Raw genomic sequence first — 12,542 nt, 5'->3', positions numbered from 1 at the left:
GCGATCTCCGTGTCAGGCGCGCGGCGCATCGGGCGCGCCGCCGTGTCGCGCCGCCCAGGCGTCGACCAGCGTGACGAAATGCTCCGCCACCGTGGAGCCCAGCGCGGCGTCGTCGATCTCGCCCCGCAGCCATCGCAGGGATTCGCGAGCCCACAGCGTACGCCCGACCATGAAGCCCTTGACCACGGGATCGCGCGCCTCGGCGAAACTCGCGGCCAGCTCCGCCAGGGGCTGGTTCAGGCCCAGGATCACCGCGCCGCGGCAATAGGGGTCGCGCGCGGCCAGCAGGCGCCCCAGCGCCTGCCAGCCCGCCGCGCGCATCGGCGCCAGCTTCCACCACTCGGGGCGGATGCCCAGGTTGTACAGGCGCTGCACCGTGCGCAGCACGGCCTGGTCCTCGGTGCCGGGCGCGCACAGGTCGCGCGGCGCGATGACCTCCAGCAGCAGCTCGTTGCCCACCGTGCGTGTGGCCTCCCACAATTCCAGCAGCCGGTCCTCCTGCTCCAGGCGCAGGTCCACCGGGTCGTCGGGGTGGTAGTGCACCAGGCACTTGACCACTTGTTCGGCCGGCCAGGAGACCAGCGCGCTGCCGATGGAGGCGGTGCCGTCGAAGCGCAGCGGGCGGGACCCCGGGAGCTCCACCGGGCGCCCCACCCACCAGCCGCGGCCGGTGGCGTGCGCCAGCGCGTCGGCTCCGTACTCGCCGCCGTCGATGAGCACGCCGATGCGTCCCTGCAGGCCGCGGCGGGCTTCCACCTGCGCCACCGCGTCCAGCAACAGCTGCTTGAGCCGCGGGATGCGAGCCTCGTCGGCGCCGGCTTCGCGCGCCAGGTCGAGGAACTGGCTGCGGTGATCGAAGGCCATCACCTGCAGTTGCTCCCAGCGCGCGCGCGGCACGCTGACGCGGTGCAGGTGCGCGAGCTCGGCGTCGCCGTCGACATCCGGGTGATGGGCGCAGGAGAACCAGTACTCCAGTTCCGCCGGCGTGGGCATGGCCGCCGAACAGGCGTGGCGCGACACCACGATGGCCCCGCAGGCGTTGGCCACGCGGGCCGCCTGCGCCCAGTCCTGCCCGCGCAGCAGGCTGCCGAGCAGCCCGGCGAGGAAGGCGTCGCCGGCTCCCAGCACGTTGCGCACGCGCACGCGCTCGCCCGCATGCAGCGGCAGAGCGTCGAGATCGCCGGGCAGCGCGCCCTCGATCACGCAACAGCCCAGCGCACCGCGCTTGAGCACCAGCACGGCCGGCGTGAGCGCTCGCACGCGGCGCAGGCTGCCCAGCAGGTCGCCGGCCACGCCGCCGGCGATCATGAACTCCTCCTCGGTGCCCACGATCAGCTCGAAGCTGCCCAGCATGTCCTGCAGGCGCGCGCTCACCCCGGCGTCGGCGACGTAGCGGTTCTCGCCCGCGCCCGGGCGGGTCAGCCCCCACAGCACGGGGCGGTAGTCGATGTCGAGAATGCGCACCACGCCGTGGGCGCCGGCGTGGCGCAGCGCCGTGGCCGAGGCGGCCCGCGTGGTTTCGGTGGACAGGTGGGTGCCGGTGATCGCCAGCGCCCGGCACTGGGCGATGAACTCCTCGGAAACCGCCGCGGCGTCGAGGGCCATGTCGGCGCAGTTCTCCCTCACGAACAGCAGGGGGAATGTGTCGCGGTCCTTCAGGCCCAGCAGCACCAGTGCGCTCAGGCGCCGCGGATCCACCTGCACCTGGCTGACGTCGCAGCCCTCGCGCGCCAGCGCGCCCAGCAGGAAGCGCCCCATCTGTTCGTCGCCGACCCGCGAGATCATGGCGCTGCGCAGGCCCAGCCGGGCCACGCCGAAGGCCACGTTGGCCGAGCTGCCGCCCAGGTACATGGCCATGCTGCGGGCGTCCTCCAGCGGGGCGCCGAACTGCTCGCAGTACAGGTCCACGGCCAGCCGGCCGAGGCAGGCGAGGTCGTGACGGCGGTCGGAGGGAAAGGGCAGGGTGCTCATCGGGGGTCGCAGTGCAGGGTCTCGGAGGCAGCTGGTGCCCGCGGACAGCACCATCGCCAGCTCAAGCCTAGTCCACAAAGAAAAAGACGGCCTTTCGGGAAATTACGTAGAAAAAATTTTCTCGTTTGATCCATACTTCGGCCTGCGATGCCGGGCACGCTCGCCCCGCACGCGGTGCCACCGAGGAGAGAGACAATGCAAATCCACAAAGGTTCCGGGGTCACGGCGAAGTTCGCCGCGGCGCTGGCATTGGTCTGCGGCGCGGTCGGGCTCGGCATGCCGGCCCACGCCAAGGCCCCCGAATACACCATCGCGATCATCACCCACGCCGCGCCGGGCGATACCTTCTGGGACATCGTGCGCAAGGGCGCCGAGGCGGCCGCGAAAAACGACCACGTGCGACTGCTGTACCTGGCCAGCCCCGATGCCTCCAAGCAGGCGCAGCTGGTGGTCAACGCGGTGCAGCAGCATGTCAGCGGCATCGCGCTGACCCTGGCCCACCCCGACGCCATGCGCGCCGCCGTCAAGCAGGCGCAGGCCGCCCACATTCCCGTGGTCGGCTTCAACGCCGGCACCGGCCAGTGGAAGAGCATGGGCCTGCTGGGCTACGCCGGCCAGGATGAAATGGTCGCCGGCGAAGCGGTGGGCGACCGCCTGAACGACGAAGGCGCGAAGAACGTGCTGTGCGTCAACCAGGAGCAGGGCGCGGTGCAGCTGGAGGCGCGTTGCGACGGCATCAAGAAGACCTTCCACGGCAAGTTCGCCGTGCTGTACGTGAACGAGAACAACATGGCCGACGTGCAGTCGCGCATCGTTGCCAAGCTGCAGCAGGATCCCGCCATCGACTACGTGGTCACGCTGGGCGCGCCTTACGCCGTCACCGCGGTACGCGCCATCGGCATGGCCGGCAGCAAGGCGGTGGTCGGGACCTTCGACATGAGCCCCACGGCGATCCGCATGATCGCCAAGGGCACCCAGCTGAAGTGGGCGATCGACCAGCAGCCCTACGTCGAGGGCTACGAAGCGGTCGACATGCTGTGGCTGAACCTGACCAACGGCGACACCGTCGGCGGGGGCAGGCCGGTGCTCACCGGGCCGTCCTTCGTGACCCAGGAGAACGCCGCCCTCGTGGCCAAGTACGCCGAGCGCGGAACGCGCTGATCGTGCAAGTCCAGGCACCGGGGCGCGCGCGCGGCGCGCCGCCCGGTGCCTCAGCGGAGCCCCGCATGACCATGACCAAGCAACAGGCGGCGTTGCCCGCCACCTCCGCCGCGCCGAACGCTGCGCAGAATGCCGCGGCCGCCGTCCCGGCCGCGGCGCCCCGCGGCCCTGGCTGGGCGGCGCTGCTGCGTCGCCCCGAGGCCGGCGCGCTGGGCGGCACCATTCTCGTGTTCGCGCTGTTCTGGGCGGTGGCGCCGCCGCTGCGCCAACTGCCGGCGCTGGCCACCGTGCTGTACCAGGCGTCCACGCTGGGCATTCCCGCGGTGGCCGTGGCGCTGCTCATGATCGGCGGCGAGTTCGACCTCACCGCCGGCGTCGCGGTGACCACCGCGTCGCTGGCCGCGTCGATGTTCTGCACCTCCTTCGGGCTCAATCTGTGGTTCGGCGTGGCCTTCTCCCTGGTGCTGGCTCTGGGCATCGGCGCGCTCAACGGCTACCTGCTGGCGCGCACCCGGCTGCACAGCTTCCTGGTCACGCTGGCCACCTTCCTGATGCTGCAGGGCGCCAACATCGCGCTGACCCGGCTGATCACCGGCAACGTGGCCACCGCCGACATCAGCACGATGCCCGGCTACGAGTCGGCGCACAGGGTGTTCGCCTCCAGCCTCACCATCGGGCACACCCAGCTGAGCATCGCCATCCTCTACTGGCTGCTGCTGATCGCGGCCGGCACCTGGGCCTTGCTGCGCACGCGCTTCGGCAACTGGGTCCTGGCGGTCGGCGGCCAGAGCGCCAGCGCGCGCGCCGTGGGCGTGCCGGTGGCGCGCACGAAGACGGTCCTGTTCATGCTGGTGGGCTTCTCGGTATGGCTGCTGGGCATGCACATGCTGTTCACCTACGACACCGTGCAGTCGGGCGCGGGCCGTGGCAACGAGCTGGTCTACATCGCCGCCGCGGTGGTCGGGGGCTGCCTGATGACAGGCGGCTACGGCTCGGCCGTCGGCTCGGCGCTGGGCGCGCTGATCTTCGGCATGACCATCCAGGGCGTGGTCTACGCCGACTGGAACCCCGACTGGTTCAAGTTCTTCGTCGGCGCGACGCTGCTCGCCGCCACCGTGTTCAACAACTGGGTACGCGCCCGGTCCAGCCGGGGAGAATGAGCATGGCAGCCACCAGGGAGCCGATCGTGCGCCTCGACGGCGTCGGCAAGACTTTCGGCCATATCGAGGCGCTGCGCGGCGTCAGTCTGGCCGTGCGCCCGGGCGAGGTCACCTGCGTGCTGGGCGACAACGGCGCCGGCAAGTCCACGCTGATCAGCATCATCGCCGGCCTGTTCCAGCACGACGCCGGCAGCTACACGGTGGACGGCGAGCAGGTGCGGTTCAACTCCCCGCGCGAGGCGCTGGACCGAGGCATCGCCGCGGTCTACCAGACCCTGGCGCTGGCCCCGCTGATGCCCATCTGGCGCAATTTCTTCCTGGGCTCGGAACTCACCCGCGGGCGCGGACCGCTGCGCCGGCTGGACGTTGCCGCCATGCAGCACAAGACCCGCGAGGCCCTGCAGCGCATGGGCATCCGCGTGGCCGACCTGGACCGTCCGGTGGGCACGCTGTCGGGCGGTCAGCGCCAGGTGGTGGCCATCGCCCGCGCCATCCACTTCGGCGCGCGGGTGCTGATCCTGGACGAACCCACGGCCGCGCTCGGGGTCACGCAGTCGGGCATCGTGCTGCGCTACGTCCTGTCCGCCGCGCGCGAGCAGGGAGCAGGGGTGATCTTCATCACCCACAACCCCCACCACGCCTACATGGTGGGCGACCATTTCGCGGTGCTCGCGCAGGGCAGCGTGGAGCTCGACGCGCCGAGGAGCGAACTGTCGCTGGAGCAGCTCATGTTCCACATGGCCGGCGGCGCCGGGCTCGACGCGCTGCGCCACGAGCTCGAGGGCAAGGCCGGCGTGCGCCAGGGCGAAGCGGCCTGAGCCCGCGGCATCCACCCAGGACCGGGAGATCTCCGATGCACGAAGCCAAGCCCGTGGAGGGCGTGCGCGACCCTTCGCGCCTGGACGGCCAGGTGGCGGTGGTCACCGGCGGCACGCAGGGCCTGGGGGCCGCCATTTGCGATGGGCTCGCCGCGCGCGGCCTGCGCGGCCTGGTGTTCTGCGGGCGCCAGCGCGAGCGCGGGCTGGAGCGCCAGCGCCAGTTGGAGCAGGCCGGCGGGCTGGAGGCGCTGTACGTGCCGGCCGACCTGGCCCGCGTGGAGGACTGCCGCGAGGTGGTGGCGCGGACCGACCGGCGCTTCGGGCGCGTGGACCTGCTGGTCAACGCCGCGGCCATCACCGACCGCGGCAGCCTGATCGACACCAGCCCGGAACTCTTCGACCGCATGTTCGCGATCAACGTGCGCGCACCCTTTTTCCTCATGCAGGAGGCAGTGCGGGTGATGCGCCGCGAGGCCATCGAAGGCAGCATCGTCAACATCGGCTCCATGTCGGCGCTGGCCGGCCAGTCCTTTCTGGCGGCCTACTGCGCCTCCAAGGGAGCGCTGGCCACGCTCACGCGCAACGCCGCCTATTCCCTGCTGCGCAACCGCATCCGGGTCAACGCGCTGAACATCGGCTGGATGGCCTCCGAGGGCGAGGACCGTATCCAGCGCGAATTCCACGGCGCCGATGCCGGCTGGCTGCGCGAGGCGGCCTCGCGGCAGCCCTTCGGGCGCCTGGTCGACCCCGCCGAGGTGGCGCGCGCCGTGGCCTTCCTGTGCAGCGGCGAGTCGGGCCTGATGACCGGCGCGGTCATCGAATACGACCAGTCGGTCTGGGGCGGCTACGACAGCGCCCCGCAACCTGCCGCACCCCTGTGAAGCCCATGGATAATGCCCCCCGCGCAGGACCCGGCGAGGCAGGCTCGCATGCCCAGGCGGAGTCCCCCACCACGCCATCGGGAGGCCTATCCGTGAGCAGCGACCGCCAGCCGGACGTCGACGCCGTCATCGCCCGCATCGCCGGCGAATTCGATGCCTTGAGCAAGCAGCAGAAGCTCATCGCCCGCTACGTCGAACAACACCGCGACCGCATCGGCCTGGACGGCATCCTGGAACTGGCCGCGCACTGCGGCGTGCAGCCCTCGGCGGTGGTGCGCTTCGCCAAGCGCCTGGGCTTTTCCGGCTTCAGCCAGATGCAGGCCGTGTTCCGGGACGGCATCTCGCGCCAGATCGCTCCGGCGCGCTCGTATCACCTGCGCCTGCGCGAGGTCATCGAAGGCGGGGCGAAGGACCTGTCCAGCGTGGAGATCGCGCAGGGCTTCCTCACCGGCTCCATGGCCGCCATGCAGGAGCTGCGTGACGGGCTGGACGCGGGGGAATTCGAGCGCGCGGTGCGCCGGCTGGTCGAGACCGACCAGGTCTGGGTGGTCGGCGTGCGCAGGTCCTTCCCCGTGGCCAGCTACCTGACCTACGCGCTGCAGCACACCGACAAGCGCGTGGGCCTGGTCAGCTCCCTGGGCGCCATGCAGCAGGAACAGGTGCGCTCCGTGCGACCCGGCGACGTGGTGATCGCCGTGTCCTTCGCCCCCTACGCGCCGGAGTCCCTCGCCTTCGCCGAACTGGCGGTGCAGCGCGGCGCGAAGCTGATCGCCATCACCGACAGCCGCATGGGCGAGCTGGCGCGCCTGGCCGACAGCTGCCTGCTCGTGCAGGACCACGCCACCTTCGGCTTTCGCGCGCTGAGCGGCACCATGGGCCTGGCGCAGAGCCTGTTCCTGGCCGTGGCCTACCGGCTCGAACTCACCCACGGCGGAGCCTCCGCGGCGGCTCCCTGAGCCCGCCGCGCGGCGGCGCCGATCCCGGCTTCCCGATCCCAGTTTCCCGATCCCGCGAGACCACCATGAAGAACGTCGCCCTGTTCGGTGCCGGCCGCATCGGCCGCATCCATGCCGCCAACCTGTGCTCGCTGCCGGGCTTGCGCCTGGCGCATGTGTGCGACCCGATGCCCGAGCAGGCGCGGGCCCTGGCCCAGCTCACCGGCGCCGCGGCCAGCACGCCCGAGGCGGCGCTGGCCGACCCGGCGGTGCACGCGGTCGTGATCGCCTCGCCCACCTCCACCCATTACGACCTGATTCACCGCAGTGCGCAGGCCGGCAAGCACATCTTCTGCGAAAAGCCGGTCGACCTGTCGGCCGGGCGCGCACGAGAATGCGCGGCCCGCGTGCAGGCGGCGGGGGTGGCCTGCATGATCGGCTTCCAGCGCCGCTTCGACCCCACCTTCGCGCAGGCCGTGGCCGAGCTGCGCCGCGGGGACATCGGCGAGCCCGAGATGCTCATCGTCACCAGCCGCGATCCCGGCGCGCCGCCGGCCGACTACATCCGCCAATCGGGCGGAATCTTCCGCGACATGCTGATCCACGACTTCGACGTGTTCCGCTGGGTGCTGTGCGCCGACGGCGACGAGGCGCAGTGGCTCAGCGCCAGCGGCTCGGTGCTGACCGACCCGGCCATCGCCGAACTGGGCGACGCCGACAGCACCGCAGTCACCATCCGCACCCGCAAGGGGCGGCTGTGCCAGATCAACACCAGCCGGCGCGCAGCCTACGGCTACGACCAGCGTTTCGAGGTCCTGGGCTCGCACGGCATGCTCCAGTGCGGCAACGAAACCCGCACCCGCGTCAGCCGCTGGGGCCCCGACGGAGTGCGCGCCGACAAGCCCGAAGACTTTTTCCTGCAGCGCTACGCGGCCGCCTACCGCTCGGAAATCAGCCACTTCTTCGAGTGCGTGCAAAGCGGTGCCAGGCCCGGCACCACGGTGGACGACGGCGTGCAGGCGCAAGTGCTGGCCGATGCCGCCGCCGCGAGCTGGGCCAGCGGCGCTGCGGTGCAACTCTGAGCCGCCGCTCAGCGCAGTTCCACCACGGGTTCGCGCAACTCCAGTTCGGCGAGCACCTCGTCGGCGTGCTGCTCGATGCGCAGCTTCGTCCCCTTGCTGGGCAGCAGCGTTCCGAGCAACTGCAATCCGATGCCCGGACCTCGGCGCCCGCCGAGCTCGAAGCCTTGCGGAAGGCAAGCCGGGCCGCCGCGCACCTGCACCAGCACGGCCTCGGCCTCGCGCCGCAGCACCACCCGCACCGGGCGGCCGGGGGTGGCCGGCGCGAGGTGCTTGACCGCATTGGTCACGAGTTCGTTGATCACCAGCGCGATGGGCACCGCGTCGGCCTCGCGCAGGAGCACAGGGGTCCCGCAGGCGTTCTCGAACTGCAGAGGCACCGCGCCCACCGCGCCTTGCACCACCAGCTCCGTGGTGTGCCCCAGGTCCACCCCCCTGGCGTCCGGGGGGCCGCTGATTCCGTAGACGCCCGCGATGGCATGCACCTGCGCCATGACCTCGCTCAGCGGGCCGGCCACGGAGGGCCTTCGCGCCACGTGCAGGCGCAGCAGCCCGAGCATGCCCTGCAGATGGTTCTTGATGCGATGGTGCACCTCCCGCACCAGGACGTCGCGCTGGTTCTGCACCTGCGCCACGCGCGCGCTCTCCTCGCGCATGCGCTGGGTGAGATCGCGCACGATGCCCAGCAGGCCCACCACCTCGCCGTCGGCGCCGCGGATGGGTACGCGCAGCGTGACGCGGTTGCGCAGACCGCCACTCGAGAGGGTCATGGCCTCCACGCTGGTGGCGCGGCCGCCGGCCATGGCCTGCTCGTCGTGCAGGAGCAAGCCGCGGCTCGGCTCGGTGTCGCCGGCGATGTCCCGCAGGCGGTGCCCGAGCACCTGCGCGGCCTGCAGCGCGGGCAGGCCCAGCACGCCGCGCAGCCACTCGATGCCGGCGGAGTTCAGGTAGCGGATGGCGTGCGAGCGGTCGAGGTAGAAAATACCGTCGGTCATGTGCTCGGTGACCGCGCGCAGTCGCTGCTCGCTGGCGCGCAGCTCGAGTTCGGCTTCCTTGCGCACGGTCACGTCCATGGCGACTCCCATCCAGGCGCAGGGAGCGCCCGTGTCGTCCAGGATTGGCACCGCGCGCGAGTGGGCCCAGCCGATGCTGCCATCCTCGCGGATCAGGCGGTGTTCCAGGTCGAAGCGGCCGCGCTCGCGAATGGCGGCCTGGATATGGCGCAGCACCATGGCCTGCTCGCCGGGGGGCACGTAACGCTCCATCCAGTCCCGCGTGGGCAGCACGGCGTCGGCGACGAAGCCGCGTCCGTCCAGAAAGCGGATCTCCGACCAGTCGGCGTTCATTTCGTACACGGCATCCGAGCTGGCCGCCACCAGCGCGCGCAAGCGGCGCTCCTCGGCGTCGCTCGCGCGCCGCGCATCCGCGAAGCTCGGTGCGGGGCGCCCGGAGCCAGGCAGCTCAGCCATGTTCCTGGCGTTGCAGGCCAGCCACCAGTTCGTCGCAGAATTCGCTGAGCTTGCGCCGCCGTTTGCGCGCTTCCCCGCGCAGGGCCTCGAAGGCCGCGGCCTCGGACAGGCGTCTTTGCGCCATGAGAATGCCCACCGCCACGCTGGTCTGCCGACGCTCGGACAGGGCGCGCTGCAGTTGCTGCTTGGCTTCGGCCAGCGCGTCGAGGTCGCGCGCCCGTGCCAGTGCGGCCTCGATGGTCGGCACCATGTGGGGCACGTCCACCGGCTTGCGCAGGTATCCCAGCGCCCCTTGCTGGATGGCCTGGTTCACCTCCTCGCGCTCACCATAGGCGCTGAGGAACAGGCTGCGCAGCCCATGGCGGCGCTCCAGCAGGTGGGCCAGTTCCACGCCCGAGAGCCCCGGCAGGCGGATGTCCAGCACGGCCAGGTCGAAACGCTCGGCCGCGCTGAGCAGCAGCGCCTGCTCGGCGCCGTCGGCCGTGGCCGCTTCATAGCCCAGCAGACTCAGCCCGGCGGCGGTGGTGGCGAGAACGAGGCGGTCATCGTCGACCAGCAGCAGTCGGGGAGGGGTCATGGCCATGCAGCCCGTGCGCGGTCCATCCGGCCGGGTTTCGTGAGGTTTTCGAAAAAGAACTCCGAATTACATCGCATTGACGGTTGGTATACAAGCACATAGCATTTCTCGCATATCGTAGGGCTGCGCCTCGCGCGCCCCACGCGGCCCCAGACCTTGGCCGCATCACGGTCGAAGCCGGCCCGCGCGCCGGCGATTCCCCCGTAGAGACCCTGCCCCCGTCTCCGACATGGCACTCCTGCGTCCGTTCCCGCGGCGCAGCCGGGTGGGAGGCAGGGCATGACGATGATTCTGGTGATCGATCGCGACGGCGTGAGCCGAAGGCTCGCGGCGCGCGTGCTGGAGCAGGCCGGGCGCCGCGTGGCGCAGGGATCCTGTGGATGCGAGGCGGCCGGACTGGCCCGCCGCCACCGGCCCGGGCTGGTGTTGATGGGGGTCGATGCGCAGGCAGAGGAGGTCTTGCGCGCGCTCCGGTGCCTGCGGGCCGAGCCCGTGATGTCCGGCGTGCGCGTGCACGCGCTGGTTGCGCGCGGGCTGGCCCCGGGGTATGCGCGCATGCTCGCGGACGAGTTCGATGGATTCCTGGTCAAACCCTTCGACCAGCGTGGCTTGTTCCGATACGTCGATGCGCAGCTGCGCAGGCGCCCGTGAACGCGGCCGGGCGGGCACGGCGCGGCCCGCCGCCGTGCCTGCGGCGATGCGCGCCGGGTGAGACAATGGCCGCTGCCTTCACGACCCCCTCCCCCGAAGCACCATGATCCGACGACTCCACGTGGGCCCGCGGCTCAGCGAGGCCGCGATCGCCCACGGCGTGATCCACCTGGCCGGCCAGGTCCCCGAGAACCACCCCGACGCCGACATCGCCACGCAGACCCGCGAGGTGCTGGGTCACGTCGAGCGCCTGCTGGCCGAATGCGGCTCCGACAAGAGCCGCCTGCTCAGCGTGCAGATCTTCCTCGCCGACATCGGCGACATCGCGGCGATGAACGCGGTGTGGGATGCCTGGGTGGTGCCGGGCGCCACGCCGCCGCGCGCCACCGTGCAGGCGGCGCTGGCCGACCCGCGCTGGCGCATCGAGGTCGTGGTCACCGCGCTGCAGGTCGAGGAGCAGCTGCGATGAGCCGCGACTACGACTACGTGGTGATCGGCGGCGGCAGCGGGGGCATCGCCTCGGCCAACCGGGCCGCCATGCACGGGCGGCGCTGCGCGCTGATCGAGGCCGGCCCCATCGGCGGCACCTGCGTCAACGTGGGCTGCGTGCCCAAGAAGATCATGTGGCATGCCGGGCAGATCGCCGACGCCATCCAGCGCTACGGCCCGGGCTACGGCTTCCACACCGGCGCCATGCAGCTGGACTGGGCCACGCTGGTGGCCAGCCGCGGCGCGTACATCGAGCGCATCCACGCTTCCTACCTGGGCGGGCTGGAACGCAACAAGGTGGACCTGATCCGCGGGCGCGCGCATTTCGTCGACGCGCGTACCGTGGAGGTCAACGGCGAACGTCTCGTCGCCGGGCACATCCTGGTCGCCACCGGCGGCTATCCGGCCCGGCCCGACATTCCCGGTGCCGAGCTCGGCATCGACTCCGACGGTTTTTTCGCGCTGCGCGAGCTGCCGCGGCGAACCGCCATCGTCGGCGCGGGGTACATCGCCGTGGAACTGGCGGGCGTGCTCAACGCGCTGGGATCGCAGGCTCACCTGTTCGTGCGCCACGATGCGCCGCTGCGCCATTTCGACGAAATGCTGGGCAGCACCCTGGTCGAGGTGATGCGGGCCGAAGGCCCGAAGCTGCACACCCACGCGGTGCCCAAGGCGCTGCGCCGCAACCCCGACGGCAGCCTGGAACTGGAGCTGGAGGACGGGCGCAGCCACACCACCGACTGCCTCGTCTGGGCCATCGGGCGCCATCCCAACACCGCCTCGCTGGACCTGCAGGCCGCCGGCGTGGCCACCGACTCCGCGGGCCACGTGCCGGTGGACGACTACCAGGACACCAACGTGCCCGGCATCCATGCGGTGGGCGACGTGACCGGCCGGCTGGCGCTGACCCCGGTGGCGGTGGCGGCGGGGCGGCGCCTTTCCGAGCGCCTGTTCAACGGCAAGTCCGACGAACGCCTGGACTACCGCAACGTTCCCACGGTGGTGTTCAGCCATCCGCCCATCGGCACGGTGGGACTGAGCGAAGCCGAGGCACGCGCCGAGTTCGGCGATGCCGCGGTCACCGTGTACCAGTCCTCCTTCACCGCCATGTACACCGCGGTGACCCACGCGCGCCAGCCGGCGCGCATGAAACTGGTGTGCGAAGGCCCGCGCCAGCGCATCGTGGGCATCCACGGCATCGGCTACGGCATGGACGAAATGCTCCAGGGTTTCGCCGTGGCTCTGAAGATGGGCGCCACCAAGCGCGACTTCGACGACACCGTGGCGATCCACCCGACCGCCGCGGAAGAATTCGTGACCATGCGCTGAGAATGAGCGGCGCCGCGCGCGC

Annotated in this window: 12 protein-coding genes; 9 read left to right on the top strand and 3 right to left on the bottom strand. The window is 71.3% G+C overall.

Annotation, left to right across the window (positions count from 1 at the left end; genetic code table 11):
- Positions 1-12: 12 nt before the first annotated feature.
- The gene (gene iolC, locus D466_RS20405) at positions 13-1,971 is read right to left on the bottom strand and encodes a 5-dehydro-2-deoxygluconokinase (RefSeq protein WP_018912279.1); all 1,959 of its coding nucleotides are present in this window, start codon (positions 1,969-1,971) and stop codon (positions 13-15) included.
- 195 nt (positions 1,972-2,166) lie between these two features.
- Here iolC and D466_RS0103300 point away from each other — a divergent pair, with 195 nt between their 5' ends.
- From D466_RS0103300 to iolG, 6 genes are all read left to right on the top strand, one after another.
- A complete protein-coding gene (locus D466_RS0103300; RefSeq protein ID WP_018912278.1) occupies positions 2,167-3,132 on the top strand; it encodes a substrate-binding domain-containing protein in 966 nt (321 codons plus the stop codon).
- A 65-nt stretch (positions 3,133-3,197) separates the two neighbouring features.
- Entirely contained in the window at positions 3,198-4,292 is a 1,095-nt protein-coding gene (locus D466_RS0103295; protein ID WP_018912277.1) for an ABC transporter permease, read from the top strand.
- 2 nt (positions 4,293-4,294) lie between these two features.
- A complete protein-coding gene (locus D466_RS0103290) occupies positions 4,295-5,110 on the top strand; it encodes an ATP-binding cassette domain-containing protein (protein ID WP_018912276.1) in 816 nt (271 codons plus the stop codon).
- Positions 5,111-5,145: 35 nt separating this feature from the next.
- Positions 5,146-5,991: an SDR family oxidoreductase gene (locus D466_RS0103285; RefSeq protein ID WP_018912275.1), complete on the top strand. Its 846-nt coding sequence runs from the start codon at positions 5,146-5,148 to the stop codon at positions 5,989-5,991.
- A gap of 92 nt (positions 5,992-6,083) precedes the next feature.
- Entirely contained in the window at positions 6,084-6,947 is an 864-nt protein-coding gene (locus tag D466_RS0103280) for a MurR/RpiR family transcriptional regulator (RefSeq protein WP_018912274.1), read from the top strand.
- Positions 6,948-7,012: 65 nt separating this feature from the next.
- Positions 7,013-8,008 carry an inositol 2-dehydrogenase gene (gene iolG, locus D466_RS0103275; RefSeq protein WP_018912273.1) on the top strand — a complete coding sequence of 332 codons (996 nt, stop codon included), beginning with the start codon at positions 7,013-7,015 and terminating at the stop codon, positions 8,006-8,008.
- Between the two features lie 8 nt (positions 8,009-8,016).
- Here the strand turns inward: iolG and D466_RS0103270 are convergent, their stop codons facing one another.
- Together D466_RS0103270 and D466_RS0103265 are read right to left on the bottom strand one after the other, a co-directional pair.
- The gene (locus D466_RS0103270) at positions 8,017-9,474 is read right to left on the bottom strand and encodes a PAS domain-containing protein (protein WP_018912272.1); all 1,458 of its coding nucleotides are present in this window, start codon (positions 9,472-9,474) and stop codon (positions 8,017-8,019) included.
- A complete protein-coding gene (locus D466_RS0103265; protein WP_026284832.1) occupies positions 9,467-10,051 on the bottom strand; it encodes an ANTAR domain-containing response regulator in 585 nt (194 codons plus the stop codon). The genes D466_RS0103270 and D466_RS0103265 overlap by 8 nt, the downstream gene beginning before the upstream one ends.
- A gap of 279 nt (positions 10,052-10,330) precedes the next feature.
- On the opposite strand from D466_RS0103265, the gene D466_RS0103260 reads away from it, so the two are divergent.
- The 3 genes from D466_RS0103260 (at position 10,331) to gorA (ending at position 12,520) form a co-directional block, all read left to right on the top strand.
- Entirely contained in the window at positions 10,331-10,702 is a 372-nt protein-coding gene (locus D466_RS0103260) for a response regulator (RefSeq protein ID WP_018912270.1), read from the top strand.
- 103 nt (positions 10,703-10,805) lie between these two features.
- A complete protein-coding gene (locus D466_RS0103255; protein ID WP_038164802.1) occupies positions 10,806-11,171 on the top strand; it encodes a RidA family protein in 366 nt (121 codons plus the stop codon).
- Positions 11,168-12,520 (top strand): glutathione-disulfide reductase, encoded by a 1,353-nt coding sequence (gene gorA / locus D466_RS0103250; protein WP_018912268.1) that lies wholly within the window; start codon positions 11,168-11,170, stop codon positions 12,518-12,520. The genes D466_RS0103255 and gorA overlap by 4 nt, the downstream gene beginning before the upstream one ends.
- Positions 12,521-12,542 lie beyond the last annotated feature (22 nt).

Source organism: Thiomonas sp. FB-6 (assembly GCF_000377645.1).
Lineage (GTDB): Bacteria > Pseudomonadota > Gammaproteobacteria > Burkholderiales > Burkholderiaceae_C > Thiomonas_A.
The sequence above is the reverse complement of the archived record's forward strand: the minus strand, read 5'-3'. Positions and strand labels throughout refer to the sequence as shown.

Coding starts and splice junctions, on each gene's coding strand:
- D466_RS0103300 (WP_018912278.1), top strand. CDS start 2,167: ATGCAAATCCACAAAGGTTCCGGGGTCACGGCGAAGTTCGCCGCGGCG.
- D466_RS0103290 (WP_018912276.1), top strand. CDS start 4,295: ATGGCAGCCACCAGGGAGCCGATCGTGCGCCTCGACGGCGTCGGCAAG.
- D466_RS0103295 (WP_018912277.1), top strand. CDS start 3,198: ATGACCATGACCAAGCAACAGGCGGCGTTGCCCGCCACCTCCGCCGCG.
- D466_RS0103255 (WP_038164802.1), top strand. CDS start 10,806: ATGATCCGACGACTCCACGTGGGCCCGCGGCTCAGCGAGGCCGCGATC.
- D466_RS0103260 (WP_018912270.1), top strand. CDS start 10,331: ATGACGATGATTCTGGTGATCGATCGCGACGGCGTGAGCCGAAGGCTC.
- D466_RS0103265 (WP_026284832.1), bottom strand. CDS start 10,051: ATGACCCCTCCCCGACTGCTGCTGGTCGACGATGACCGCCTCGTTCTC.
- iolC (WP_018912279.1), bottom strand. CDS start 1,971: ATGAGCACCCTGCCCTTTCCCTCCGACCGCCGTCACGACCTCGCCTGC.
- gorA (WP_018912268.1), top strand. CDS start 11,168: ATGAGCCGCGACTACGACTACGTGGTGATCGGCGGCGGCAGCGGGGGC.
- D466_RS0103270 (WP_018912272.1), bottom strand. CDS start 9,474: ATGGCTGAGCTGCCTGGCTCCGGGCGCCCCGCACCGAGCTTCGCGGAT.
- D466_RS0103285 (WP_018912275.1), top strand. CDS start 5,146: ATGCACGAAGCCAAGCCCGTGGAGGGCGTGCGCGACCCTTCGCGCCTG.
- iolG (WP_018912273.1), top strand. CDS start 7,013: ATGAAGAACGTCGCCCTGTTCGGTGCCGGCCGCATCGGCCGCATCCAT.